This window comes from Methanolobus vulcani, from assembly GCF_900100715.1.
GTDB lineage: Archaea > Halobacteriota > Methanosarcinia > Methanosarcinales > Methanosarcinaceae > Methanolobus > Methanolobus vulcani.
The window spans coordinates 60,938-86,910 of record NZ_FNCA01000002.1; the positions used below are offsets into that span (position 1 = coordinate 60,938).

The 25,973-nt window shown below is 39.7% G+C and carries 25 protein-coding genes; 17 read left to right on the forward strand and 8 right to left on the reverse strand.

The genetic code is table 11. From position 1 onward, the window contains the following. Positions 1 to 72 precede the first annotated feature (72 nt). Positions 73 to 1,170 carry a PIN domain-containing protein gene (locus tag BLP52_RS02810; protein ID WP_091708538.1) on the reverse strand — a complete coding sequence of 366 codons (1,098 nt, stop codon included), beginning with the start codon at positions 1,168 to 1,170 and terminating at the stop codon, positions 73 to 75. A 373-nt stretch (positions 1,171 to 1,543) separates the two neighbouring features. On the opposite strand from BLP52_RS02810, the gene BLP52_RS02815 reads away from it, so the two are divergent. Further along, positions 1,544 to 2,869 carry a Fic family protein gene (locus tag BLP52_RS02815; protein WP_091708539.1) on the forward strand — a complete coding sequence of 442 codons (1,326 nt, stop codon included), beginning with the start codon at positions 1,544 to 1,546 and terminating at the stop codon, positions 2,867 to 2,869. A 6-nt stretch (positions 2,870 to 2,875) separates the two neighbouring features. Then, positions 2,876 to 3,739, forward strand: coding sequence for a hypothetical protein (locus BLP52_RS02820; protein ID WP_091708541.1), 864 nt, complete (start codon positions 2,876 to 2,878; stop codon positions 3,737 to 3,739). A 103-nt stretch (positions 3,740 to 3,842) separates the two neighbouring features. Here the strand turns inward: BLP52_RS02820 and BLP52_RS02825 are convergent, their stop codons facing one another. Beyond that, entirely contained in the window at positions 3,843 to 4,103 is a 261-nt protein-coding gene (locus BLP52_RS02825) for a hypothetical protein (RefSeq protein ID WP_091708543.1), read from the reverse strand. 122 nt (positions 4,104 to 4,225) lie between these two features. Here BLP52_RS02825 and BLP52_RS02830 point away from each other — a divergent pair, with 122 nt between their 5' ends. From BLP52_RS02830 to BLP52_RS02840, 3 genes are all read left to right on the forward strand, one after another. Beyond that, positions 4,226 to 5,029: a hypothetical protein gene (locus BLP52_RS02830; protein ID WP_091708544.1), complete on the forward strand. Its 804-nt coding sequence runs from the start codon at positions 4,226 to 4,228 to the stop codon at positions 5,027 to 5,029. 294 nt (positions 5,030 to 5,323) lie between these two features. Beyond that, on the forward strand, positions 5,324 to 7,939 hold the full coding sequence (locus BLP52_RS02835; RefSeq protein ID WP_162272929.1) for a hypothetical protein: 2,616 nt from the start codon (positions 5,324 to 5,326) through the stop codon (positions 7,937 to 7,939). 187 nt (positions 7,940 to 8,126) lie between these two features. Next, positions 8,127 to 9,014: a ribonuclease HI family protein gene (locus BLP52_RS02840; RefSeq protein WP_091708547.1), complete on the forward strand. Its 888-nt coding sequence runs from the start codon at positions 8,127 to 8,129 to the stop codon at positions 9,012 to 9,014. 39 nt (positions 9,015 to 9,053) lie between these two features. Here BLP52_RS02840 and BLP52_RS02845 read toward each other — a convergent pair whose 3' ends face one another. Continuing rightward, complete coding sequence (locus BLP52_RS02845) at positions 9,054 to 9,341, reverse strand: hypothetical protein (RefSeq protein ID WP_091708549.1); 288 nt, start codon at positions 9,339 to 9,341, stop codon at positions 9,054 to 9,056. A gap of 87 nt (positions 9,342 to 9,428) precedes the next feature. Continuing rightward, a complete protein-coding gene (locus BLP52_RS02850) occupies positions 9,429 to 10,358 on the reverse strand; it encodes an SdrD B-like domain-containing protein (protein ID WP_091708550.1) in 930 nt (309 codons plus the stop codon). 327 nt (positions 10,359 to 10,685) lie between these two features. Here BLP52_RS02850 and BLP52_RS14265 point away from each other — a divergent pair, with 327 nt between their 5' ends. The 10 genes from BLP52_RS14265 to BLP52_RS02895 all read left to right on the forward strand — a co-directional run bounded on the left by BLP52_RS14265 (position 10,686) and on the right by BLP52_RS02895 (position 19,175). Then, on the forward strand, positions 10,686 to 10,841 hold the full coding sequence (locus BLP52_RS14265) for a hypothetical protein (protein WP_023844979.1): 156 nt from the start codon (positions 10,686 to 10,688) through the stop codon (positions 10,839 to 10,841). 301 nt (positions 10,842 to 11,142) lie between these two features. Then, on the forward strand, positions 11,143 to 12,135 hold the full coding sequence (locus BLP52_RS02855; RefSeq protein WP_091708552.1) for an aspartate-semialdehyde dehydrogenase: 993 nt from the start codon (positions 11,143 to 11,145) through the stop codon (positions 12,133 to 12,135). A 154-nt stretch (positions 12,136 to 12,289) separates the two neighbouring features. Continuing rightward, positions 12,290 to 12,706 carry a hypothetical protein gene (locus BLP52_RS02860; protein WP_091708553.1) on the forward strand — a complete coding sequence of 139 codons (417 nt, stop codon included), beginning with the start codon at positions 12,290 to 12,292 and terminating at the stop codon, positions 12,704 to 12,706. Between the two features lie 206 nt (positions 12,707 to 12,912). Continuing rightward, on the forward strand, positions 12,913 to 14,526 hold the full coding sequence (gene thsA / locus BLP52_RS02865; protein WP_091708555.1) for a thermosome subunit alpha: 1,614 nt from the start codon (positions 12,913 to 12,915) through the stop codon (positions 14,524 to 14,526). A gap of 155 nt (positions 14,527 to 14,681) precedes the next feature. Continuing rightward, a complete protein-coding gene (locus BLP52_RS02870) occupies positions 14,682 to 15,239 on the forward strand; it encodes a biotin transporter BioY (RefSeq protein WP_091708557.1) in 558 nt (185 codons plus the stop codon). 1 nt (position 15,240) lies between these two features. Further along, positions 15,241 to 16,056, forward strand: a complete 816-nt coding sequence (locus tag BLP52_RS02875; RefSeq protein WP_091708559.1) for an energy-coupling factor transporter ATPase — start codon at positions 15,241 to 15,243, stop codon at positions 16,054 to 16,056. Next, a complete protein-coding gene (locus BLP52_RS02880) occupies positions 16,041 to 16,874 on the forward strand; it encodes an ATP-binding cassette domain-containing protein (protein WP_091708560.1) in 834 nt (277 codons plus the stop codon). The genes BLP52_RS02875 and BLP52_RS02880 overlap by 16 nt, the downstream gene beginning before the upstream one ends. After that, positions 16,867 to 17,637: an energy-coupling factor transporter transmembrane component T family protein gene (locus BLP52_RS02885; protein ID WP_162272931.1), complete on the forward strand. Its 771-nt coding sequence runs from the start codon at positions 16,867 to 16,869 to the stop codon at positions 17,635 to 17,637. The genes BLP52_RS02880 and BLP52_RS02885 overlap by 8 nt, the downstream gene beginning before the upstream one ends. Positions 17,638 to 17,685: 48 nt before the next feature. Further along, the gene (locus BLP52_RS02890) at positions 17,686 to 18,039 is read left to right on the forward strand and encodes an ArsR/SmtB family transcription factor (RefSeq protein ID WP_091709150.1); all 354 of its coding nucleotides are present in this window, start codon (positions 17,686 to 17,688) and stop codon (positions 18,037 to 18,039) included. After that, entirely contained in the window at positions 18,036 to 19,175 is a 1,140-nt protein-coding gene (locus BLP52_RS02895) for an SO_0444 family Cu/Zn efflux transporter (protein ID WP_091708563.1), read from the forward strand. The genes BLP52_RS02890 and BLP52_RS02895 overlap by 4 nt, the downstream gene beginning before the upstream one ends. On the opposite strand, the gene BLP52_RS02900 is transcribed toward BLP52_RS02895, so the two are convergent. From BLP52_RS02900 to BLP52_RS02915, 4 genes are all read right to left on the reverse strand, one after another. After that, positions 19,158 to 19,388 carry a hypothetical protein gene (locus BLP52_RS02900; protein ID WP_091708565.1) on the reverse strand — a complete coding sequence of 77 codons (231 nt, stop codon included), beginning with the start codon at positions 19,386 to 19,388 and terminating at the stop codon, positions 19,158 to 19,160. The genes BLP52_RS02895 and BLP52_RS02900 overlap by 18 nt on opposite strands. A gap of 135 nt (positions 19,389 to 19,523) precedes the next feature. Then, positions 19,524 to 20,069, reverse strand: a complete 546-nt coding sequence (locus tag BLP52_RS02905; RefSeq protein ID WP_091708567.1) for a molybdenum-dependent transcriptional regulator — start codon at positions 20,067 to 20,069, stop codon at positions 19,524 to 19,526. A gap of 16 nt (positions 20,070 to 20,085) precedes the next feature. Then, a complete protein-coding gene (locus tag BLP52_RS02910) occupies positions 20,086 to 20,292 on the reverse strand; it encodes a helix-turn-helix transcriptional regulator (protein WP_091708569.1) in 207 nt (68 codons plus the stop codon). Positions 20,293 to 20,315: 23 nt separating this feature from the next. Beyond that, positions 20,316 to 20,711 (reverse strand): hypothetical protein, encoded by a 396-nt coding sequence (locus BLP52_RS02915; protein WP_091708571.1) that lies wholly within the window; start codon positions 20,709 to 20,711, stop codon positions 20,316 to 20,318. A gap of 198 nt (positions 20,712 to 20,909) precedes the next feature. Here BLP52_RS02915 and wrbA point away from each other — a divergent pair, with 198 nt between their 5' ends. Both wrbA and BLP52_RS02925 read left to right on the forward strand, forming a co-directional pair. Continuing rightward, complete coding sequence (wrbA, locus tag BLP52_RS02920; RefSeq protein ID WP_162272932.1) at positions 20,910 to 21,530, forward strand: NAD(P)H:quinone oxidoreductase type IV; 621 nt, start codon at positions 20,910 to 20,912, stop codon at positions 21,528 to 21,530. 171 nt (positions 21,531 to 21,701) lie between these two features. Then, positions 21,702 to 25,943, forward strand: a complete 4,242-nt coding sequence (locus tag BLP52_RS02925; RefSeq protein ID WP_091708574.1) for an alpha-2-macroglobulin family protein — start codon at positions 21,702 to 21,704, stop codon at positions 25,941 to 25,943. Positions 25,944 to 25,973: the final 30 nt, after the last annotated feature.

A 25,973-nucleotide genomic window follows, 5' to 3' on the forward strand; every position in this document is an offset into this window, starting at 1 on the left:
TTCGTGGGAATGATTTAGAAGTTTAAAGGTGAGTGATGAAATAAATAAAAAGGAATAATAGTTGAGGTTATCTCATATATCTTCATCTTCTTTATATTCCGAATCTGCTTCCATTTCAGCGCGTCTTTCAGCTTCCGCCTCAGCCATTACTTCCCAGTATTCTGGATCTGCTTCCATTTCAGCACGTCTTTCAGCTTCTGCCTCAGCCATTGCTTCCCAATATTCCGCTTCTGCTTCAGCCGCCTCAGCCATTACTTCCCAGTATTCTGGATCTGCTTCCATTTCAGCACGTCTTTCATCAAGTAAAATATCGTGCTGGACATTTTTGATTTCTTGAATCGACTTCTCATTAATGTCCATATGCAGATATTTATTGACATTTTTCATAAACATGTCACTGGTATACATATAGAAACTGATATTTGCTTTCACCTGTATTTCTTTTATTAGGGAAGGGTGCGGACTTATTTTCCCTCCATTTTTTCGTTTTAACCACCAATCATTTTTAGAGTCATCTGTTATGAAAATAATAGGTTTCTGTTTTAATTTTGCATGCTTCATTATTTGATGCCATAGGACAAGATCACCATACTTTTGGTTACCTGGTTTATTTTTGTCTTCAAAACCTGGTGGAATTTCGTTTGCGAATCTTTGTTTTCCTTCATTATAGATTTTATTTAAATCTTCTTTGGAACATTCCTCCCCCACCCTGCCATCAAATATCCTTGTGATAGTGTCTCTATAGTCATCTTTTGAAATTGAATTAGGATAATCAGTTCTAAGAGCTTCCAATTCACTTTTGAGTTTTGCATAAAATTGTTCTATCTTTAAAATAAGAGCTTCAGAATCTATAAATGGATGTCTGGGATTCTCTTTCAAGAACTTAATAATTGCTTTGTTCTCTAATTTTTTAATAACTTCGTTGTAGACATTCTCAGCATTTTCAATTGCATTATGTCGGTTTTTTTGATACTCTAAAGCAGCTTGATGTGGTATCCATATACGATTTTGTATTTCCTCTAATATGTCGAATAGTTTTCTCGAGGTTTCAGATGAATAACGATAAAAGTTCAGTAACACATTAGCATCAAAAACAAATTCACAGTTATTCCATAGATTATCAAACTCGTCATCAGTGGGTCTATAATATTCATTAAAAGTTGATTTCATTAATTCACGTCGCGTACAAAATATCTTATATCTACAATTAATGATAACAATCTATTTATGTATTTTGTGAATGTGCCGTTGCCTTCTTTATATCGGATCATAATAAGCTCTATATTGAAAATTTGCTTATGTGGCTCCATATTTGGTGCTTTAATTGTTTTCCTTTATTTGGACACAATTTTTATTATTTTGAAATTACAATTGAAAAACAGCCCAGCACCAGCAAGAATTGTTGTACGTGCACATCATTGTACACTGCCTTATTGTTTTTGAAAACTATTAATTACTAATTTTGTTAAAATTAGTAATTAGATTTAATTACTATGAATTACTAATTTGTACTAAATTAGTAATTACTACTGTGAGGGTTACAATGAGAATTCCTGAAGCTCCTCCTGAATTAAATGATTCGTCTTTGCAGGGCATTCTGCCTTATCTTAATAATGCTGACGTAAGTGCGGCTACAAAAAAATACAACAATAGATATCTATATTGGTCTGAATTTAAACACAAACCGATTCCTGATTTTATCACACATGAACAACTATGGTTATTGCTTAAATTGAGCAGGGATCTGGGTTCGGAGCAATTAAAAATCAGTGATGTTCCCGGATTTCGACTTAGTTATTATTTAACTCCTGATATTCAGGAAAAACTGCATAATTTTGATTTGAATTTAGGTGGTACTCTTGAAAGCCAGAATATTATTGGAAAAGACCATCAACAGCAGTATTTGATGAATTCGATAATGGAGGAAGCAATAGCATCAAGTCAACTGGAAGGTGCAAGTACTACACGGCAGGAAGCAAAAAAAATGCTGATGCAGGAAAGAAATCCAAAAGACAAATCAGAGCAGATGATTTTCAACAACTACAAAACAATCAAGAAATTATCATCGATGAAACACGAAAAACTGACCATTGAATCGATACTGGATATTCATAGCTGTATGACTGAAAACACTCTGGATGATCCGGGTAATATAGGTGTATTCCGCAAATCAGATGACATTTATGTAATTGACAACATGACCGGTGAAATTGTACACACTCCATTGGAGCATATCCATATTTCACAGGTTATGCAGGATATATGTGATTTTGTCAATAAAGAATCTGATGATGATTTCATTCATCCTATAATTAAAGCAAGCATATTGCATTTCTTAATAGGATATATCCATCCTTTTGTTGATGGTAACGGAAGAACAGCAAGGGCATTATTCTATTGGTACTTACTTTCAAAGAATTATTGGTTAATAGAATATATGTCAATATCACGGATGATCAAAGATTCTCCCGGGCAATATTCTCAAGCTTATTTATATACAGAACTTGATGAGAATGACGTAACTTACTTCATAAATTATCAATTGAAAACGATGGACCAGGCATTTAAAAGTTTAAAAGGGTATATCTCAAAGAAAATAGAAGAAAAGAAACAACTGTACGATTTTAAGAAGATACCTGGAATCAATGAAAGACAATCTTACATTTTAAAGTGGTTACTTGATGACCCTAAAATGACCTTTACTATAAAGGAAATGGAAAATAGGTTATCTGTTGTTTATCAAACAGCCAGGAATGATATAATGGGTTTAGAGCAGCTTGGTTTACTGGGGAAAAATAAAGTTGATAAGAAAAAAATACTATACTACCGTTCAAACGAGTTCACTAATATACTAAAAAAACTAATGTAAATTATAATGTTTGAGTCAATAAAGTGTCGTGTTGAGCCTTTGTTTTCAACACATCTTTTTGCTGCAAAGTGGGAAACAAGGGACTGGGTTTTTTATTTTCTATTAGTTCCGGCGCTGCTCATAATCATATTTGAACTTCCAGCCGGGATAAAAGAAGCGTATTTCGTATTGGTTCCATCTGATGTAACGGTTTACTCGCTGTTCTTATCCAATTATACACATAGCAATCTGCCACATTTTGTGGGAAATCTTGTCTCGTATCTGGCAACATGTTTTCTGATATTTAACTTTGAGACCAACAAGCGCAGTTTCCGTGTGTATTCAATATTCATGTTCCTGCTCCTGCCGTGGATAATCTCAGTAATATCGCTGGATGTGCTAGGCTTTCAAACAACATATCAGGGATTTTCAGGAATTGTCAGCTCTATGTTTGGCTATCTGACATACGCAATCTACAAATTCCTGCATAAATTCTGTTGCAAGCACATGAATCTCACATTCCTGGCTCTGATCATCGTAATGAATCTTTTATTAGTTTTTGCAAATATCTCCGCTCAGATACTTCAGTACTCACTCATAATAACATTCGCTCTGATACTGGTATACATGCAAAAAGAAGTCATAATAGAAGTGATCCAGAAACATTTTGAGTTCATAGAATGGCTGGAAAAGTTCCCTCATCTGCAGAAAATATATCTGGCAATAATAATTTTAGCCACCATCAACTTCCTGTTCATTCTCCCTCATCTTGTGCCACAGGAAATAATGCAGAATGGCGCCTACGTAAATTCAGTCGGTCATTATACAGGCTACTTTTTCGGGATATTTGTTCCAGTAACTCTTGGAATTATCTCTAAAAAGCTATCGTAAATATATCCCTAAACCTGGCTACAGGTCTAAAAGCCCAACTACCTGTAGCATCCACCATAATCTTCTCGGATTCAATTCTAAATCATCCAGATTTATCCATATCCTAGTTCACAAAAAGAAGCTCTTTGAGTTTCTGAACAAAACTCTCGTTAGAATGGTTCTCACTCTTCTCTTTAAACTGCAAAAGAAGGGTCTGTATCCGTGAAGGGGGGTGGTTGTCGTAAAGCTGCTGCATAGCCTCAGAAATGCAAGCATAGCGACATGGAGTACAGCAGTGTTCCATATCATCCTGGATCAAAGCTATGTGCCTCCGGGTTTTTTCATCTCTATATTTTTTCATATCTACCGATACGAAATCTGGCATGTTAAAAACCTCTAATAATAAGATTTGTTTGTGTCTATTTATGTTTTGTGCATTTGATGCACGCTGACAGATGCCATCCACGGCAGCGTTCTTTTATATACGATTTTTTCCATTCTCATATTATGGACAGTCCGGATATTGACACATACATTCAGGAAGCCGAGAACCTTGAAAAAATGTATCTGGATCTTCTGGAAGGCACCACTCAAAGAAGGATGAAACGTATCGATGACGGTTCAACAGGCCTGCAAAATGTCGAATACAGAATTTGTGTAATAAATTCCAAAAATGAGCTACTTCAAAGCATTCTCCTGGAAAGATACAATTCATGGTATGATGACTGCCATCAACTTATTCAGAAATATGCAGGTCAGGTCCGGAGCAACAAATATGAATCCTTCACAGAACGATATGACAGGATAATAAGCCTGATAGATCTTGAAGATTCCATCAGGAAATCCAATGAAAGAAATCATCTGAGAAAGGAATTCATTTCCTGTCTTGATTCCCAGGTAAGTATTCTTCATTTGATAAAGCCTCATGTGGCTTTAAATATGAACTATCAACAGAAAATAAACAAAGCAGATAAGTTAGTATCTGATCTTGAAGAAGCCGAAAGTCTATGTGAAAAAGGACTTATAACTTCGGCATGTGATATGGCAGGTTGTGTCCTTGAACGATATATTGCGATATTGTGTGAAGTGAACGGACTTGAAACCAGCCCGGAAGATTCTATTGTTGAAATGGCTCAGAAACTCTATGAGTCTAATAATGTATATGAGTTTGATAGTCAGATGCTTCAGACAATCGAGTATCTTTCAGGTATAAATCTTAAATGTGCAAATTTTGATAGTGAAATAGATGCTGACACTGTGCAAGATTTCATCGATAAAATTCGGGAAATAACTTTTTTAGTATTTTGGTAGCTTTGTAGTTTTTGTAACTCTAAATAAGTATTATGTAACCTTTTCAGATTTTCTGTTCAAATAGGCCTTGCCTACGTTTTGTGTTCATTTCTGAAGCTATTGGTTAGTAACACCAGTTATATTTAACTTTAAATATTAGCAGATATATATTAGTGATTATATCGATTATTCTATAATGTGTCTTCCTAAAGCTACATATTTTAGAATTAAGGGGCTGGATTATATTTACCATAAGGACGGATTGATGTGATCAAATCATTATCTGACATAAATACAAAAAAAACCTTTTTGAAATTGCCAATACCAGGGAATTATAGGTCTATAAGGTCATTGGCATTGTGTATCGTTTTTGTAGGAATTATCTTAAGTTCTTTTTTTGTTGTTACTGCCACTCCATGGGTAGATTCAACACTGAGTAACACATCATATGTTGAACAGCAAGGCTGGAAAAAGCTTGATACTAATGTAACTGTGTCATCAACGACAGATGATTTCTCTAATGGATACCTGATAGTGAATATAACTGATAACTTGACCAGTTACGACGCTTTAAGAGTAGTTAGTAATGGTTCACTCAACGTTACCGGAGATGCTGTTTACTGGGAAAGTGATCGCATTGGAACAATAGATAGCACTTATGACGGATCAAACGGAATACTGAGGATTGATTTCACCTCGGCTGTTTCACTCCCGAATTCAGGGTTTGAGACAGGAGATACTACTGGCTGGATAATCAATAATTCGTACCCAGGAGTTAATGGCCAGGCATGGGTGGAAAGTCCTTTTGATGATCCTGATGTCGTCACAGGTCCTGGAACAAATGATGATCCTCTTGTAGATGATCATTCTTCAGTTTCACAAACGACAGCAGTTCAATCTTCTTTGGTGTATGCCGGTTCATATGCACTCAAGCTTACAATAGGAGGAACCGTTTCAAAAACATTTGGAACTGCACATGGGCCAATGGTCACAAGTTCAACATTCAGTGCTGATGAAGGAGATAACCTTTCAGTCAGGTGGTATGCACTTGATGGTGGTGACTGGTATGACGTTTATGGTTTTGTATACAAGGATGCTGACAATGACGGAATATGGGACAGTTCGGAGGAGTATCAGAAACTATTCCACGATGTAGGTTCAGATACAGGTGGCTGGATCACAACCAATGCAACAATAGCTTCCAACGTTGCCGGATCTAACATTAGATTCTTGTTCCTGAACGGTAACTATGATAATACAGGGGGACAGGGTATCGGTTCATCCCTTTATATTGACGGAATCGTTCTGAACATAAATACAACTTCCTACGTGAATAATACAATTGCAGAGAACATCATTGAAAATATAGAATTTAGTAATAGTTGTGATGCTCCTAATATACTGAAGACATATAATGTCACATTAAAAGAAAGCAACAATGATGTAGACTCGAGTTCTGCAACAATACTCATTACCCCTGTAAATGATGTGCCTGGTGCACCAGGCAATTTTACAAATCCTTCCACAGGACATTCACTTGAGAGAGGAGGCGTAGTAAACATAACATGGGAAGAAGCGACTGACCCTGATGGTGATTATCTTAATTATGATCTCTGGTTCTACAATGGCACATGGACACAAATAGGAAACATGCTCAGCTCTGCAAGTATGTTGTTCACAATGCCTTCGGATAATGTCACAGAAGGAAAGTTCAAGGTTTACGCCAACGACACATTGCTCAATTCCTCTGAGATAAACGTGACTTTTGGTATACTGGATGCTCCTGAATTCACATATAGTCCGGAAGATCAGGAACAATTATCAAAGTGTGGTGAAGAACTCAACTTTACCATTGAAAGTACATTGATGTCAGGTTTTCAGTGGTTTGTAGATGGCAGTCCTATAAGCGGTTCTGGGTATACAGTTGTCCAGAACAGCAATGATTCTGCAACAAGTTCCTATTGCCTGATAAATTCCAGTGAGTACATAAATGATGCTGATTTCTTCATGGGGACTTACAACATATCAGTTGTTGCAAGTAATTCAAGTCTCCTAAGAAATGATACCTATTCATGGGACTGGACTATAACAAATTCCTCAACTGCCAGTAGTGGAGATGACATATCTTTCATTATAAATGGGTCTGTAAATGTCACAAGTTCAGGAAACGAATCTTATGTAAAGATTAACACAACTGACAGTAACAACACTGATGATAATGGATTACTTTGTGGTATCGTTTCTGTTGAGTTCAATACCACGAATAATCCTTCCGGTGTAATTCTCAAGGTCGAAGTTATAAACAAGACTTCTATCAATGAATCTGAAGCAGGTTTTTCACAAGATTCGGTCTATCAGTATGTTGATATAAGTTTCAATAACATAACACTGGTGAACAATCAGAGTTACAGCAGAAACATTCAATTCAAGGTACTCAATGAACTGAACGGTGGAAATTTGATAATCAATACTGTTGCTCTAAAGCATCTTAAAACTGGTACGTGGGAAACTTATACTCCTACGTTGTTGTATGATGATGGAAATTATTCTCATTTCATGGTCTATAATGTGACTGGTTTTTCACCTTTTGCTGTTATGGCGAGTTATGGTTCTACAACGACATCCACTACCAGTAGTTCCGATGGTCTTCCGTATTACCTGAAAAAGCAGATATTGGATAAGGCTGCACAGGAAACAACTGAAGAAGTGTCTCAGGAATCAGCCATCGCTGAAGATGCAGCAGATTCAGAGGTCCCCACAGTTGTTGAAAATGAACAAGTTAATGCTGGTTCACATGAAGTTGCTTCCACAACTTCCGAAATAATAGATAATGAGGATTCATCAGGGTCTAATGGTACCATACTGGTAGCAGGCACATTCATTTTGTTCTTGCTGCTTTTGTTCATTCTAAAGAGAAGATCAAATGAATAATAAAATGTCTCTTCAATAAGATCCTGCTTTTTGGCAGGGTCTTTTAATCTTTTTTTATTTTTCGCATTCCTCTATATATCCCTCAATAATTCATTGTGAGCAGGCTTATATATTTTCGAGTATATATTAATGTACAAGGGATAGTTCCTGTGTACGGCTGAAGATAGATTCTAACAGTACAAGAAACATGGATGCAATAACCTTCGACGGCTCATGCACACCTAATCCGGGAGGATGCATGGGGTTAGGTTGGGTTGTTACCTTGCAAAACAACTCATTTTCAATACTCGGAAACGACCGCCTTGAGAAAGGGGCCAGCAACAACGCTCTTTTTGCAGAATATCTTGCCCTTAAAAAAGGCATGCTTGAATATGTCAAAGCTAATGGTCAGGGTCCTCTGACAGTAATGGGAGACAGTCAGACCGTGATCTACCAGATGCGTGGTATCTATCCAATAATGGATGATGATATCTGGAACATTCGTCGGGATATTACCAACATCATCAGGGAATATGAGCTGGACATTCATTTCCGATGGGTTCCACGAATGCAGAACAAGCAGGCAGACAGGCTCTCAAAGACAAAACAGAAGGTCAGGATCGAGTATCCGAATGACCGGGAGTTCCTTATCGATGTAAGAAATTCTCCTGCAATCGGCAAACTGAGAAAGAAGGTAGCTGCAATGAATGCTACTCCTTTCCCTACAAATGCCATGTATAAACGCCTTCATGTATCCTCTAAGGATATACTTTCAGATAAAGACATTTTTGAGCTTCGGGAAATGGCAGGGAAAAGAGCCACAAGAATGGTAATTGAAACCTTCCCGGGGAAGTGTGGTAAAAATAAATACTATCAGGCACAGGCGCTTCGCTGGATGCTCAGGGGACTTGCTGTTGATCTGGCTATTAAAAAAGTGAAGTTTGATATTAACAATAAGAAAAATGGGAATAATAATTCCTCTAAGAAAAAAGGCCCGGTGAAAGCTAAATTTAAGAGAGCTTCTTCCAAAAGAAGGGCAAGGTCATCAAATAAAGGTGCTAAATATTACCTAAACAGGAGTCAATTTGCTTTCTGACTTCTTTTTCTTTTAAAAATTGAATTACACACATCAATTTCAGCTGGTCATCAAAAGTACTGCAAACATAAGAATCCCGATAAGGAGTAATGATCCAAGAAGAAGTATCATTTTCCTTCTTTGTTTTTCTTCTTCAGGAGTTGTTGGCAATGGGTCAGGATTATACTTGTTTTCCAGATAAGAACCAATTCCTATTCCAAAAATAAGCCCAATGGCCGGTCCAATAGCTATCATTCCCAATACTATGCCTATAGGAATTCCAAGAGGAAGACCCATGACCATTCCTATCGCCAGAAAATGACCTTTTGGATATCTTTCGTTCTGCATAGCTTAAAGTCCAGATCAAAACTATAAATATTCTGCTATAATGTGATAGATCAAGCAGTAAAAAAGAGAGAAAGGAATGAGTAATAATTACTCCTTCCTGCGTCCGAAGACAAATGCAAGTCCTATAATTGCAACCATTGGAATTGCTATTGTTGGGAATTCAGGGATTTCCTGTTCACTATTATGCAGACCTGCATCAACTACACTGTTATAGTCTCCTGCATTGAGTGTGAAGCAATTTGTAATTCCACCAGCTTCCGCATCGCTGTCTACATCTTCGCCACCCTGATTTGCTGTAGTGAACACATATCCTGAAGGGCTTACAAATTCAATGTAATAGCTTCCTGCATCAAGATCGGTAAACTCATAATAACCACTTGAATTTGTAACTGTTGTTGCTACCAGTTGACCTGAGCATGTATACAGCTTTACAGTAATTCCCACCATACCAGTTTCGCCATTGTCCTGTATTCCATTAACATTCAGGTCGTTCCATACGTAGTTACCTACGCCGGCTGGTTCTGGAGTTGGTTGGCAGTACATTCCTGCGTCCACCGTACACATACTACTTGTTACATAGATACAGTCTGTCTTTCCTGTAGTCGTGTCAGCATCACTGTCATACTTATACTGCTGATAATAATGTCCCTGATCTTTCGGACTGAATACATATCCATCGATAAGTTCGAATTCAACATAATAATAATACCATTTGTCTACGGAAAAACTGTATATTCCATTTTCATTGGTAGTTGTTTCTTCGATCTTGAGCCATTCTTCTTTGCAGTAATCATATTTATACAAATACACATTTACTCCTGGTATTCCTGGTTCATTACTGTCCTGTATTCCATCCATGTTAAGGTCGTTCCATACTTTATCGCCAATGGATACATGGCATGCAGAAGCTTGTGTGGATAATGCAATAATTGCCACAAGCATTAGTATTGCAACCTTAGCAATTCTAAAAACAAAGTTCTTTCTATTTGATTCTTTTAACGTATTTACCACCACCATGATAGTCTATACTACCTTGACTCCCTTGCAATGCAACATATTTATAAATTTTTAATAAAGTACGTCGGATATTTATCTTCAATATGATTATTGGAATAGAATATTCTGATATCGAACAGAATTTGAATTCACAAATTATTCTATTTAGGAAAATAATTATAGCTATATGAAATAGACCAAAGTCTGCTAAAGTTTTACATATCCCATCTTATTCTCCGGGAAATATAGGGCTATATAGAAATCAGCATCAGAATATTTTTATATAATAAAAAATAATATATCTTATTTATAGAGAATACTCTATGCACGTAAATTCGAGGGGAATTTATGAAGAAACAAGATGAAGAAAAGTTCGATGAGTTCAGGGAAATGTTCTGCAGATATATGGAAACAGATGATCTTTCCGAACAGGAATTTGAACTCAGATGCCACATGATAAATTTCGTAAAAACAGCATGTATACAGACCCTGGTCTCATATTGATACAGTAATATATCAATTACAGGCGGCATTAGTCTTCAAACAAAGCAATAGCCATATACTGATCTTAGGAAAATGCTGGCTTTGTGTTCCTTTAGTTTTTTTGCTCTACTTTTTTAATATTTATACCTGAAGCCATCTGGTATATTTTCCAAACATAAGCAAGGATAATCTTCATATCATTTCTTATATATGATAGTGTCAGAAAAAGGCCGATATGCGGTAACGATATAAGTAAAATCAGAAACTTATTAAGCTAATTGGTTTTACAGTAAATCCCTGCAATCTGACGGATGATATAATTATGAGTTACAAAGTAGGAATTATGGGTGCTACCGGTGCAGTAGGTAGAGAAATTATTGAAGTATTGCACGACAGGAATTTCCCTGTGGAAAAGTTAAGGCTATTTGCATCAGTAAGAAGTGCTGGCAAAGTCATGGAAACTCCATTTGGAGAGATCACCATTGAAAATGCAGATGAGGCAGATTACTCCGAAATGGATATTGCATTTTTCGCAATAAGTGGTGGATGGAGCCAGGAAAATGCTGAAAAAGCAACCAGTGCCGGATGCTATGTTATTGACAACAGCAGTGCTTTCAGGTACGACGACAATGTACCTCTGGTAGTTCCTGAGATAAATGCAGATGCAATCGGAGATTCAAAACTCATTGCAAATCCTAACTGTACAACTGCTATTGCAGCAATTCCACTATACGTACTTCACAAAGAATACGGTGTAAAAAAGGTAATCATCAGTACTTATCAGGCTACAAGCGGAGCCGGTGCTGCAGGTATGAGCGAACTTACAGAAGAGACTCGCAATTACCTTGATGGTAAAGAGGTCGGAAACAAGGTCTTTACTTATCCAATTGCTTTCAACGCAATTCCACATATTGACAGTTTCCAGGATAATGACTACACCCGTGAGGAAATGAAGGTTGTCTGGGAAACCAGGAAGATCTTCTCTGAGCCAGGCATACCGATAAGCTGCACATGTGTAAGGATCCCAACCATGAGGGTACATGCTGAAAGTATTGTAATTGAAACCGAAAAGCCTGTAAACCCGGATGATGCAAAGAAACTGTTAAGCTCAGTTGAAGGTGTTGATCTTAAGGATGATATTGCTAACAATGTTTATCCAATGCCAATAACTGCTACAAAGAAATACAATGTAGAAGTCGGCAGGATCAGGCAGAACCTTGTGTTTGGTGACCACGGTCTTGAATTCTTCGTATGTGGTGATCAGATCCTTAAAGGTGCAGCACTCAATGCAGTGCAGATTGCTGAAAAACTTTGATCTGAATCAGATTCCATAGTAATTAGCGATGCATTTGCATCGTTCTTTATTTTTTTATCTGTTTTTTCTTACGATTCTTGTTTTCCAATAGAGAAATTCTTATTTGTTTTCAGCTCCTCCTTTTATCAGGGTTTATAGTCCCGGGTGTAAAAGTATGAGTATGCAGGAAATAAACATATATTTTGAAAAGATAGAAAAGAACATTTTTAGATCCTCTGATATTCCATTGATCCTTAAAGTATTGCGACAGGACGCAAAAAATGGGCTAATAGAGCTTTCTAATGATGATATTCATCTCTTCCAGGTTTACATGTTTGCTTTACAACAACTGGAACTGGCAAACAGGTCCGCATCTTCAGATGTTCATGCAGGTGACTGGCGTCCAATAGTTGATGACCTCTCAATGCTAAAGCAGGTGATGGATGAAATGGAAAAAAGAAAAGTCATAACAAATGTCTCATGGAATGCGGGTGGTATGGCAATCTTCGATATACTTGATGGGATTGTTTACAAGAATCATCTCTATTATATGATGCTTGCACATTTGAAGAAGCTTTATGAGAGAAAATAATCTCTCTATCTTTTTACATTATATCGCTGATTGATAATCCTGTCTTTATTTTTGTTCTTTTTTTTGTGTTGGCATTCAAGATCTAATCAGTTATCTTTATATAGAACTGCCTGCATTTAGATTGAGCAGTACCATAGATAGTACTCAGATCAAACTAATGTTTACTTCTAACTTACAGAACGTTATGATTATTAGGAGGTTAAAAATTGGCAGGACAGTCTTACGCTTCAGGGAACAGAAACAGGTCCCGTGCAAGGGATGCACAGAGCATTAACATCCTTGCAGGAAAAGCAGTTGCAAAAGCAGTCAGAACAACACTTGGTCCAAAAGGTATGGACAAGATGCTTGTCGACGGACTTGGAGATATCGTCATCACAAACGATGGTGCTACAATCCTCAAGGAAATGGACATTGAACACCCAGCTGCAAAGATGGTAGTTGAGGTTTCAAAAACACAGGATGCAGAAGTCGGTGACGGTACAACAACCGCAGCGGTACTCACAGGAGAACTTCTCACAAAGGCCGAAGAGCTTATTGAGAAAGGTGTTCACCCAACAATCATCTCCGGCGGATATAGGCATGCAGCAGAGAAGGCTGTTGAGATTCTAAAGACGATTACAATCGATGTTTCCACAGATGACAGGGAAACCCTGATGAAACTGGCAAAAACTGCTCTCACAGGAAAGGCAGCAGGCGAATACAAGGATTTCCTTGCAGAGAAAGCTCTTGATGCAGTACTCTCAGTTGTTGAAGAGACAAATGGAAACATCAGTGTAGATGTCGACGACATTACAATTGAAAAGCGTGAAGGTGGCAGCATCCTTGACACAGAACTTGTCAAAGGTCTTGTGATTGACAAGGAAAGGGTCAGACCAAACATGCCAAGAAAAGTAGAGAATGCAAAGATCCTCCTTGCAAGCTTCGCAATCGAGTTCCAGAAGATCGAGAAGAGCGCAGAGATCAAGATAACTTCTCCTGACCAGATGAATCTGTTTGTCGAACAGGAAGAGAAAATGGTCAAGGAAATGGTTGACAAGATCGTTGCAAGTGGTGCAAATGTAGTATTCTGCCAGAAAGGTATTGATGACCTTGCACAGTATTACCTTGAGAAAGCCGGTGTTTACGCATGCAGAAGGATCACAAAGAGCGACCTCAAAAAGCTGTCAAGGGCAACCGGTGCAACTCTGTTCCAGGATGTAACTGACATCAAAACAGAAGATCTTGGTGCAGCAGATGTTGTAGAAGAGCGCGATCTCCACGGTTCAAAGATGACATTCCTGCTTGGATGCAAGGAAGCTAAGACCGCTTCACTCATTCTTCACGGTGGTACAACACACATCGTAGACAGTCTCAAACGTGCACTTAACGATGCACTCTGTGTTATCGGTGTAGCACTTGAAGACAAGAAGATCGTAGCTGGTGGCGGATCACCTGAGATCGAGCTTGCACTCAGACTCAGAGACTATGCAGCAACACTTAAGGGCAGAGAGCAGCTTGCAGTTGGCAAGTTTGCAGAGGCACTTGAGATCATCCCACAGACACTTGCAGAAAATGCAGGTCTTGACCCAATAGACAAGCTTATTGACCTCCGTGCACAGCACGAGCAGGGTAACAAGAACATGGGTCTTGATGTTTACACCGGTAAGGTTGTAGACATGTACGATAACAATGTCCTTGAGCCACTCAGAATTAAGACCCAGGCAATCAATGCAGCAACAGAAGCAACAGTAATGATCCTCAGGATCGATGATGTTGTAGCTGCAACCGGCAGAGGCGGCGCAATGCCACCAGGAATGCCACAGCCTGATATGGATATGTAATTCTTTTTTGTGCAGGTTTTTCCTGCACAGCAATTCTCTTTTTGTTATAGTTTCGGTTGATTTTGCTTTTCATCTGACATAAGGATTATATATTTTGTAAACCATGCACCATCAGAAAGGTTAACATTAAATGTTTAAATACAAATGGTGATATAATGGTAAAAGAAAATCATTTTCAAACCACTAACAGTGACAACATTAAAAAAATGGTCTTTGCATCTCTTTTTGCTGCTTTGATGGCTGTGGGTGCATACATTGAGATCCCTGTACCTGCAAGTCCGGTTCCTATTACACTGCAGACCTTTTTTGTATTACTCACAGGTGCAATATTAGGGGCCAGATGGGGAGCTATCAGTGTGGTTGTGTATCTGCTTCTTGGAATTGCAGGTCTTCCTGTGTTCTCAGGTGGCAGTTCTGGTCTGGGTATGATATTCGGACCAACCGGTGGTTTTCTCATTGGGTTCATGTTCGGTGCTTTTATCATAGGTTATCTGTCCGATCGTTTTGGAACAAAAAATATAGGTCTGAATATTACTATTATGTTTGCAGGTCTTTTTGTGATCTATGTTTTCGGAATTTTCCAGCTTATGAACGTCGCAGACCTGAGTCTTACGCAGGCAATAGTGCTTGGAATGCTTCCCTATCTTCCAGGTGCAATTTTAAAACTCATTGCTGCTGCTGTGATCTCTTCCAGATATTCCCTGAACAACTAATATGATTAAAATTGAAAACCTGAGTTATCATTATCCCGATGGCAGTTCTGCCCTGGATTCTATAACTCTGAATATCCGCAAAGGCGAATTTGTAGCCATTGCCGGAAAGAATGGTTGTGGTAAATCAACCCTGTTGCGACATATTAACGGACTTCTGCAACCCTCAGAGGGCTCCGTAATAATAAAAGGGATGGATACTTCAGATAATTCAAAACTTCAGGAGATCCGTAGAACAGCCGCAATGGTGTTCCAGGATCCTCAATCCCAATTCATCGGTATGACAGTTGAAGATGATATTGCATTCGGTCCTGAGAATCTGGGTTTTTCCACCTCTGAGATCAAAAAACGAGTATCCAATGCACTTGGATCTGTGGGAATGTCTGCTTACAGGTATAACACACCCAGAACTCTCAGTGGAGGTCAGAAGCAGAAAGTGGCCCTGGCTTCAGTTCTTGCAATGGAACCTGAGATCATACTTTTTGATGAAGTGACATCTATGCTTGATTCCGGGTCAAGAATGGACATACTTTCTCTGGTCAGACAGTTGCATGAGGCAGGTACAACTATAATCTATGTGACTCATCTGTTGGAAGAACTTGTACACGCAGACAGGCTTATGCTAATGGAAAATGGTCGCATGATCTGCAATGGTGATCCCAGGGAGATTATCAGCAAGATAAGTTCCGGTCGTTTTGGTTTTGACGCTCCTCCAATTATAGAATTATCAAAAAGGCTTGTAGATGCAGGAATACTTGAACCTTCATTTTTGCCTTTATCGAAAGATGAACTTCGGGAGGCTATATGTCAGTTGAAGTAGCGGATGTCAGCTTTTTCTACAACAAAGGTACTTCCCTTGAAAAGAAAGCTCTTGATAAGGTAAGTTTCTCTATCGCTAAAGGTGAATTCATTCTCATTACCGGGGAGGTAGGTTCAGGCAAATCGACTCTTGTCAGACATTTGAACGGCTTGTTAAAACCCCATTCAGGTTCAGTGAGAATAAACGGTATTGATTCTACAAGTAAGAAACTGCGGTCAAAAATAGGCCTGTTGATGCAGTATCCGCAAAGGCAGCTTTTTGGAAAGACTGTCTTTGAAGATGTTTCTTTTGGACCTTCAAATTTCGGCTTGAAAGATGAAGAACTCAATGAACGTGTAAGTGCTTCCCTTACCCTTGCAGGTCTCAGTCATGATATTGCAGACCTTTCGCCATTTTCTCTAAGCGGAGGACAAATGCGGCTTGTAGCCCTTGCAGGTGTTCTTTCCATGAGACCTGAATACCTGATTCTGGACGAACCGACATCAGGTCTTGATCCTGAGAACAGAGCTTCTCTTTTTTCAACTCTGTCACATCTTAAGGGAAGACGGATATCAGTTATTGTAGTATCGCACCAGATCTATGATTTTCTTCCGTTTGCTGATAAGATCCTTCTTTTAAAGAATGGCTGTGTCGATTTTATCGGAAGTCGGGACGAATACTTGCAATCAATAGCTTCACCCATCCCTGAGATCACCTCCTTTATGAAAGAGTTACAGAAATGTGGTTTTGAAGTAACCAGTAATATCTACTCTGTGGATGATGCTTTCAATGAGATTATCAGGGCCCTTGGATCAAATGGGGTGAATGAAAATGAATGATCTTTTACTATCTTACATGCCCGGTAAGTCTTTCCTTCACAGGCTTGACCCGCGGACAAAGATAATAGGACTTATGGCAGTCAGTTTTTGTATTCTTAAAGTTTCATCCTTTGAAATTATGTTGTTGATATCTATCATTTTTTCAATACTTGTCATTGCATGTCACCTCCCAACAATTCACTTTGCAAGATCTGTGCGCCCAATGCTTCCTTTTTTCATATTCATATTCCTCATGCAATTACTGTTCACAGAAGGAAGTCCACTATTTGAATTTGGCTTGCTGACAGGTACTTACGAAGGATTTCTCCTTGGCAGCATACTTGCATTGAGATTTATTTTCCTAATCCTCTTTGCAGCCCTGATAACAGCTACCACGTCACCTGCCGGAATTACTGCAGGTGTTGAAAGACTTCTCAGGCCTCTTCCAATCAGGTATGTCGGAATATCCTCACACGATCTTGCAATGATGATGTCATTGTCACTTTATTTCGTGCCAATGCTTTTTGATAGTTTCAGGGATCTCAGGGATGCGCAAATCTCACGTGGACTGGACATAAAAAAAGAACCTGTAAAAGCGATAATGTCACTAACTGTTCCGCTTGTAAGAATGTCTTTGAGATCAGTGAACGAAGTGGCTCTTGCGATGGAGAGCCGTTGTTATACTGGTGAAGGACGCAGTTCCATGTACTTATTGGAATTCAGGTTGTCGGATTATGCTTTACTTGTTCTCTATTGTATGCTGCTATTTTTGCTTTGTATTTGAAGATTGAAGAAGGGATATATTGATATATGAACATGTGTTCATATGTTCATGGATAATTCAGAGCATGTTTGTGCAGATTCAACTTGTCTTGATGATAGAGTCCGGCATCTTCCTTCAGAAGATTCCATTTATTCAATGTGCAAAATATTCAATGCACTCCAGTGCACAACCCGCCTGAAGATACTTTTTCTGCTGCTGCAGGGCGACCTTTGTGTAAAGGCTATTGAAGATGCTCTGGGACTCACCCAGTCTACAATATCCCATAGTCTGAAAAACCTGAGGCAGCTTGATCTTGTAAGGGTCAGGAAAGAAGGAAGATTTGCTGTTTATTATCTTGCCGACGAACATGTTGAATTACTAATGTCTATGTGTAGAGAACACGTGGAGGAGGTCAAACAATGACACTTATAGATGCAGTTCCAGCCATAATACTTGGAATTCTGACAGAATCATGGAACCTGTTTGGAGAGGCTGCACCATATCTCTTCCTTGGATTTGTAGTTGCAGGGCTATTGCATGCGCTTGTGCCCGATGAGAAAATCCTTAAATATCTGGGAAAATCCGCAGGAAAGTTCAGATCAGCATTGAACGCTTCACTGATTGGTATTCCACTGCCGCTTTGTTCCTGTGGTGTGGTCCCAACTGCACTTTCACTAAAGAACAGAGGTGCAACAAAAGGTGCAACTCTCTCCTTCCTAATATCAACCCCTGAAACTGGTGTGGATTCGATTGCTATTACATACGCTCTGCTGGATCCAATTATGACCGTCTTCCGTCCCATTGCCAGTATGACAACGGCTTTATTCACGGGAATTGCAGAAAATATCATAGGTGAAAAGAGGGATTCAAAGAAGTCTTTCTTTTCATCTGAAAACGGTTCTATCGCTCTTATGCAGGCTCCGGCATGCAGCGATTCATCATGCTCATGCCATTCAGGTTCAGTACCAGACGGGAATGCTTCAGTATTGACAAAAATCAAAGAAGCCTTGAGATATTCATTTGTTGAACTCCTTGGTGATATATCAGGTTGGCTGATGATAGGAATCCTGATTGCCGGAATTATCTCCTATGCAATACCTGATGAAATGGTAAGCAATTATCTGGGAGGAGGAGTTTTCTCCATGGTCCTTATGCTTGTAATAGGAATTCCTCTTTACATTTGTGCAACAGCTTCAACTCCACTTGCTGCAGCCCTGGTGTCAAAAGGAATGAGTCCGGGCACAGCATTTGTATTTCTGCTGGCAGGTCCCGCAACAAATGCAGCCACCATTACAATGGTAACAAAATTCCTGGGAAAAAGAAGTGCAGCATTGTATCTTACAATGATTGCGGTGTGTTCACTGGCTTTTGGATTGTTGCTTGACGCTATCTATTTCAGATTAGGCATTGAAGCTTCATCTATTGCAGGAAATGCAAGTGAAGTGCTAAGCCCCGGGATTAAAACAGTGTTTGCGCTATTATTGATCCCTTTCATAATACACGGTATTTATAATCAACGAAAATTGAAGAAAAATAAGACGTCATCTTCTCCGATGTAGTTCCCTTGAGAGAATTTCTGTCATTTTCTCTTTGAACTCATCCACTACGATGTCAGAGTCTTCATCAAAATTCTGTTTGATTTGTTTTAATTTTCTATCGTCGAATGTTTCCGGCTCTAAATCCTCCTGAGTGGGAATTGATACAATCCTGCCCAGAGTATCACCGTTTTTGATCTTGCCGTCTTCCCACGAAAAATCTTGCTTACTTTTCATGATTCTCTTCCCGGCGTGAAACAAAAATATCAACAACTTGATCGTTAATATAATTTCTAACCAGGATAATATGTGTCCTAAAAGTATATACGACTTTTGAAAGGCGGATTAATTAATCCAACCTCTAATGTCCTCTTATTTCTGTTTTTGCTCTTTTCCGATAAGCACTTCCGTTGATTTGATTATTGCAAAGACATTGTCTCCTTCTTTGATCTCAAGTCGTTCCACTGCTTCGGAAGTTATGATGGATGTGAGCGCAGATGGGTCGATCTCCAGTTTTACTTTTGCAACAAGACCTTCTTTTTCAATGCCCACAACCTTTGCAGGAATCTTATTACGTGCTGAGATGGCAAGACCCAGTTTTTCCCAGGATCCTTCATCTTCCATCGTATTGTTGATGAATTTCCTGTTCATCTCATATTCCTTGATAAGTCTGCGACCTTCATCTGTAAGAAAAGTTCCTTGGTTCTTTCCGCCCCTTATAGTCGTAACTACATCTTTACCAAGTCTCTCACTCATCTTATTGAGGACATTCCATGCATGTTTGTAGGATATATCCATTTTCATACAGGCTTTGCGAAGTGATCTCTCTTCGTCGATGGCTTTGAGAAGTTCGACTTTTCCACCGCCTATTATTGGTTTTCCGTCTTCTGCAAGCCAGACTTTTGTTTTTGCTTCCATTATTTATCTCCTGGTGTCATTTGAGGTCAGATTCATCAAAGATGAACAGCTCATCTATTGTTGTCTCAAGAGTTATTGCTACTTTATATGCAAGTTTTAGTGAGGGATTGTATTTCCCTTTTTCCAGAAAACCGATGGTTTCTCTTCTCACACCAACTTTGTTTGCAAGGTCTTCCTGAGTCATGTCATATCTGGCCCGGAGTTCCTTGATCCTTGTTCTCATCCTATCATCCCTGCATTTTGTTCTTATTCAACATCTCCTTTTCTGAAAAGGTACCATTGAATTCCTTTTGCAGTTACAAGCATTGTTACCATGAGGATTGCCAGTACTTGCCTGATTGTCAGTTGTATGATCTGGAATTCATCTACCCAGAACAAAAGGGAGATTAGAATGAATGTTATGAGCCATGAATATGAAAGCCCGTAAGCACCGATCTTGATAGTTCTCTCATCTTTTACAGGTCCGTTGCGATATCTTCTTGCTTTTACGAATGTTACAAAGATAATAATCGATCCGGCATTTATGAATCCAGTCCCAAGAGCCTGATATTGTTCCTGGAACGCAACCATGAAAATGCCTATTAGTATAAGGATCAAAGCAAAAGTGTAACTTATCTTTGTGTATTTTTCAATTTGTCCCATGATTTATCCTCTATTCTTCATTTCGATGGAATTAATTCTAACATTATATTAGGTTAAACTATCATTATGTTATCTATATCTAACATCTACTATTTATAGTAAATCATTATTCTAAGTACTCGAAAATTATTTATGTTGTCTTCAACTGATATTATGCCTGTATAATTGACTTTTAAAGAACTATTTTGACAGGTGGGAATGATGAAAATAAATGTGATCTTTTATAGTTTGTATGGACATAATTACAAGATGGCTCAGGCTGTTGTAGAAGGTGCCAGGGAAGTTGAAGGAGCAGAAGTCGGACTTTTTCAGGTTCATGAAACATTTACTCCTGAGATCCTCGAAAAAATGAGAGCCGCAGAATCGAAAAAGAGCTTTGAGCACATTCCTGTTGCAACAGTGGATAATCTCACAGAAGCAGATGCCATCATCTTTGGAACACCCACACGTTTTGGCATGATGGCTGCACAGATGCGTGCTTTCCTTGACAGGACTGGTGGCATCTGGTCAAAGGGTGAACTTATCGGTAAAGTAGCTAGTGTTTTTACATCCAGCAGCACACAGCACGGTGGTCAGGAATCCACAATACTGAGTTTCCATACAACGCTGTTGCATCATGGAATGATTATAGTGGGCGTTCCGTATTCTGAAAAGAGACAGTCAACACTTGATGAGATCACAGGCGGTAGTCCTTATGGAGCTTCCACGATAACAGGCAGCGGATCAGGAAAGAGGCAGCCAAGTGAGAATGAGCTTGGGATTGCAAGGTTCCAGGGCAGGCATGTTGCTGAGATCACAAAGAAAATGGTTGGTGAGTGAATTAATCATCACAAATCTTTTTTGTTTTTATTGTCATTTCTTATTTTTATTACCGAAATGCACCACTGCATATAACTTCGAACATCTTTGAAGTTTAAGCAAAGTATATACAGTCATATTCCCAAACTCTGTACTAAGGAGCATAATACTCTTAGTCTGGAGTGGTTAAAATTGAACTTAACAGGGAAAAAAACAGTCTCTTTAGTACTTATAGTATCGGTGGCTGCAATTTTTGCAGTTCTGATATCGGGTTGCATAGGAAACAATACAGACACAGTTCTTTCATCAAATATAGCTGATCCATGTAGCGGTCAGGTATCATCTTCAGGTGATGAATTCTTCATACTTGCACCACAAACCCTTTTCTCAGGTGGCGAGAGTTCCGTAACAATGGCAGCTTTTTCCGACAACAAATCCGTGGAGCGCTGTGTGGAATATACGCTAACTGATGAAAATGACAATGAGATAACTCTTGTCCAGGCATCGACATCCGAATCCGGAAATGTTGTAGCTACATTTGAAGTGCCTGACGTTGAAGAGGGAACTTATGTACTTACTGCGAAGCCTTCAGGTGTAGACACTGAATTCACGGCAACAGTAGATGTGGTAAAGAACAATCCACTGTTCATCGAAACAGACAAACCCATCTACAAACCCGGCCAGACGATACATGGCAGGATAGTTTCTCTGAACAACAACCTCGTACCTGTTCAGGAAGACATCACCGTTGAGATCACAGATGCAAAAGGTATCAAGGTCTTCAAGGAAGAACTTCCCTCAAACGAATACGGAGTAATTTCCTTTGATCTGCCACTGGCATCTGAACTCAATCTTGGAACATGGAAAATAATAGCAACATCAGGAAGCTCCAGTTCTAACGTTGATATCCAGATAGATAAATATGTGCTTCCAAAATTTGATGTTTCACTTGAAACCCCACAGGAATGGTTCCTTGTTTCAGATAAAATTACAGGCACAGTTTCAGCCAATTATTTCTTTGGAAAAGAGGTTGATGGTGATGTGCTTGTGGAAGCATCACGCTATGTTGGTGAATGGGAACAATATGCAACTTTCTCCGGCACACTTGAGAACGGTTCAATTCAATTTGAGCTTCCGGCTGTAGAATACGCAACCGGAACATACGGAGCAGGTGGGCAGGCAAGTCTCATGCTCAACGTGACTGTCACAGATACGGGCAATCATCGTGAATCCACAAACAAGCTTCTGACCATTGCAGAATCTCCTGTAGTTCTCCAGATAATCCCTGAGTCAAATTCAATAAAACCAGGCATGCCATTGCAGGTTCTGCTGGTCACAAAAGATCCGGGAGGCAATCCTGTTGATACAAAGGTAAGTGTTGAGACCCTTATCAGGGATATTTCCTATAATGAAGTTACAAATAGCGAATCAGTAACTACTGTAGGAGGCATTGAAATGTTGGAATACGATATTCCTCTTAATACAACTACAATGTCTATAGATGCCAATACAGAGGATGCTCATGCAAGTGAAGTTCTATATGCTACGTATTCCCCAAGTGCAAGCTTCATTCATATTACTCAGACAAGTGATGGTGTGCCAGCAGTTGGTGACACTATTTCATTCCATGTCTACTCGACAAATCCGGGAACTGTTTTCTATGATGTGTTTGCCAATGGAAGAACTGTCTATTCAGCAACAAGCGATGAAGCTGATATCAGCATCCCAGTAACGCCACAGATGAGTCCTCAGGCAAAAGTTGTTGCTTACATGATAAACCCTAACAGTGAAGTATCAGTTGATGTGCTTCCTTTTGATGTGGAATTCTCCACTCAGGTAGATCTTTCAAGTTCATTCAGCAGTGAATCGGCTGAACCAGGAGATGACGTTACAGTTGATTTCAATGCAGGAAGCAGGTCAATGATCGGTTTCTCCATAGTTGATGAGTCGGTCTATGCTCTAAGTGAAGGCAGGCTCAATCTCAAGCAGGTTTTTGATGAACTGGAAAAACGTTTCATGGAACCACAGGCGGAATCTCATCCTTCATGGTACTTAGAAGGTGCCTATGACACTCTTTACAATGAAGGTATGGTAGTTATGGCATCGCCTGGAATTGATGTTCCTCAATCCAGATACTATGGTTATCAGACTACTGGACGTGAAGTTAAAGTTGATGTTGCAAACTTTGCAGGTTTCATGATGGACGTTGAAGATGGTATGGTAGTGGCTGAAGAAGCTATGGTGGCTATACCTACTGAAGAAGCAGTTGCTGAACCCATGGCAAGTGGAGGTGAACTTGCAGAAGTGCAGCGTGTGCGTCAGTTCTTCCCTGAGACATGGGTATGGATGCCTGAACTTCTAACCGACGAGAATGGTCTTGCAAGCGTTGACCTGAATGCACCGGACAGCATTACCACATGGAGGTTGCATGCAGTTTCAACCGGCCCCGAAGGAATTGGTATTTCAGAATCCGGTCTCAAGGTGTTTCAGGATTTCTTCGTTGACCCGGACTTACCATATTCTGTTACAAGAGGTGAGGAATTCCCTGTACAGGTGCAGGTCTACAATTATCTTGACACGGAGCAGGATGTCAAACTAACTCTGGACGGTGCTGACTGGTTTGAGATTATCGGAGATGATGTCCAGACAATTAACGTGGAGGGAAATGGTGTTGGATATGCCAGCTTTACGATAAGTCCTACAAAGGTTGGAAAACAGATAATTGAGATCACAGGCCAAACAACACAAAGAGCCGACGCGGTGAGAAAGGACATAATTGTTGAGGCTGAGGGTGCAACCCGCGAGATAGTTGATAATGGAGTGCTCAGTAACGGCTCTGTGGAGCTTGATGCAACACTTCCGGCAGACATTGTTTCAGATTCCGAGAAGATCCTTGTGAGCTTCACTCCAAGTATTGTTGCTCAGAGCATAAGCGGAGTGGACGACCTGCTTGGTATGCCATACGGATGCGGTGAACAGAATATGATGCTATTCTCCACTGACGTTGAGGTTTTGAGATACCTGAAAGCAACCGGGCAGGATAATCCTGAAGTTCGTGCCAAAGCTGAGATGTACATTATCACAGGCTATCAGCGTGAACTTACATACCGCCATAGCGATGGTTCTTTTTCAGCATTCGGCGAGAGTGACGATAGCGGCAGTCTCTGGCTGACTTCATTCGTGCTTTCCCAGTTCAGTGGTGCAAGAGATGTCACCACTATTGATGAGAGTATTCTTTCCGAGGCTTCAGACTGGATAGAATCCTACCAGCAGGAAGATGGTTCATGGGAGCAGGTCGGTTTTGTTATCCACCAGGACATGATGGGTGGTGTGAGTGGAACCTACGCCCTGACAGCATACACAACCCTTGCACTGGATGAATATGGTTCTGCAAATCCTGTTGTTATGGCAAAAGCCCAGAAGTATCTTGAGGATAATCTTGCAGGCCAGGATGACCCTTATGCTCTTGCCATCGGAACTCTTGCATTACAGAAACTTAACAGTCCCCTGGCAGAAGAGGCTTTTACCGGGCTGCTGGCGATTTCAAAACAGGACGATGATGGCATGTACTGGGGATATGGTTCAGGCGATGTAAAGCTTCCATACGAATATGGTGGCTATGGGTTCATAGCTCCTTCAAGCAAGAATGTGGAAACGACTGCATATGCCACCCTTGCACTCATCGAAGCAAATAATCCTTCAGCAACATCATCACTGAAATGGATTGCTGCACAGCGCAATTCAAATGGAGGATTCTCAAGTACTCAGGATACTGTCATGGCTTTCAGGGCACTGATGAGTGCAGCAGCATCTGCCGGAAGGGATATCGATGCTACGGTTCATGTGATTACTGATGGAACTGAGGTCAAGTCCGTTGAAGTGAATCAGCAGAACTTCGATGTCGTTCAGATAATTGAGATACCAGACGGTACTTCAAAGGTGGAACTTGAAATGCAAGGTACAGGTGACCTGAACTACCAGCTTGTAAGACGTTTCAATGTCATCCTGCCTGATGTCGTTGAGCAGAATGAGATCGAGCTTGACGTAGAGTATGATTCAACTGATGTTTCAGTTAATGATATTGTAACAGTGAATGCTCACATAAAGTACAATGGGATCACTGGTATCGATGGTGTTACAAGTTCAAGCGGTATGATGATAGTTGACCTTGCCGTTCCTACTGGTTTCAGTCCTGTTACTTCAAGCCTTGAATCAACAAAGGTATCTGAAGAAAAGATAACCCGATACGAGATTGCCGGAAGGAAGGTTATCTTCTACATCGATGATATGCAGGCCGGAGAAGAACTGAACTTCAGTATGCAGGTACAGGCTCTCTTCCCAGTGAAGGCTGTTGTGTCAGAGAGCAAGGCTTACTCGTATTATAATCCAGAGGTTGTGGCTGAGGTGAAGGGAATGAATGTGACTGTTGAATGATAGGGGAAAGGAAGGGATTTTTCTCTTCCT

Coding starts and splice junctions, on each gene's coding strand:
- wrbA (WP_162272932.1), top strand. CDS start 20,910: ATGATGAAAATAAATGTGATCTTTTATAGTTTGTATGGACATAATTAC.
- BLP52_RS02870 (WP_091708557.1), top strand. CDS start 14,682: ATGGTAAAAGAAAATCATTTTCAAACCACTAACAGTGACAACATTAAA.
- BLP52_RS02880 (WP_091708560.1), top strand. CDS start 16,041: ATGTCAGTTGAAGTAGCGGATGTCAGCTTTTTCTACAACAAAGGTACT.
- BLP52_RS02910 (WP_091708569.1), bottom strand. CDS start 20,292: ATGAGAACAAGGATCAAGGAACTCCGGGCCAGATATGACATGACTCAG.
- BLP52_RS02875 (WP_091708559.1), top strand. CDS start 15,241: ATGATTAAAATTGAAAACCTGAGTTATCATTATCCCGATGGCAGTTCT.
- BLP52_RS02820 (WP_091708541.1), top strand. CDS start 2,876: ATGTTTGAGTCAATAAAGTGTCGTGTTGAGCCTTTGTTTTCAACACAT.
- BLP52_RS02890 (WP_091709150.1), top strand. CDS start 17,686: ATGGATAATTCAGAGCATGTTTGTGCAGATTCAACTTGTCTTGATGAT.
- BLP52_RS02830 (WP_091708544.1), top strand. CDS start 4,226: ATGGACAGTCCGGATATTGACACATACATTCAGGAAGCCGAGAACCTT.
- BLP52_RS02885 (WP_162272931.1), top strand. CDS start 16,867: ATGAATGATCTTTTACTATCTTACATGCCCGGTAAGTCTTTCCTTCAC.
- BLP52_RS02915 (WP_091708571.1), bottom strand. CDS start 20,711: ATGGGACAAATTGAAAAATACACAAAGATAAGTTACACTTTTGCTTTG.
- BLP52_RS02895 (WP_091708563.1), top strand. CDS start 18,036: ATGACACTTATAGATGCAGTTCCAGCCATAATACTTGGAATTCTGACA.
- BLP52_RS02825 (WP_091708543.1), bottom strand. CDS start 4,103: ATGCCAGATTTCGTATCGGTAGATATGAAAAAATATAGAGATGAAAAA.
- BLP52_RS14265 (WP_023844979.1), top strand. CDS start 10,686: ATGAAGAAACAAGATGAAGAAAAGTTCGATGAGTTCAGGGAAATGTTC.
- BLP52_RS02900 (WP_091708565.1), bottom strand. CDS start 19,388: ATGAAAAGTAAGCAAGATTTTTCGTGGGAAGACGGCAAGATCAAAAAC.
- BLP52_RS02815 (WP_091708539.1), top strand. CDS start 1,544: ATGAGAATTCCTGAAGCTCCTCCTGAATTAAATGATTCGTCTTTGCAG.
- BLP52_RS02860 (WP_091708553.1), top strand. CDS start 12,290: ATGAGTATGCAGGAAATAAACATATATTTTGAAAAGATAGAAAAGAAC.
- BLP52_RS02810 (WP_091708538.1), bottom strand. CDS start 1,170: ATGAAATCAACTTTTAATGAATATTATAGACCCACTGATGACGAGTTT.
- BLP52_RS02845 (WP_091708549.1), bottom strand. CDS start 9,341: ATGCAGAACGAAAGATATCCAAAAGGTCATTTTCTGGCGATAGGAATG.
- BLP52_RS02840 (WP_091708547.1), top strand. CDS start 8,127: ATGGATGCAATAACCTTCGACGGCTCATGCACACCTAATCCGGGAGGA.
- BLP52_RS02905 (WP_091708567.1), bottom strand. CDS start 20,069: ATGGAAGCAAAAACAAAAGTCTGGCTTGCAGAAGACGGAAAACCAATA.
- BLP52_RS02855 (WP_091708552.1), top strand. CDS start 11,143: ATGAGTTACAAAGTAGGAATTATGGGTGCTACCGGTGCAGTAGGTAGA.
- BLP52_RS02850 (WP_091708550.1), bottom strand. CDS start 10,358: ATGGTGGTGGTAAATACGTTAAAAGAATCAAATAGAAAGAACTTTGTT.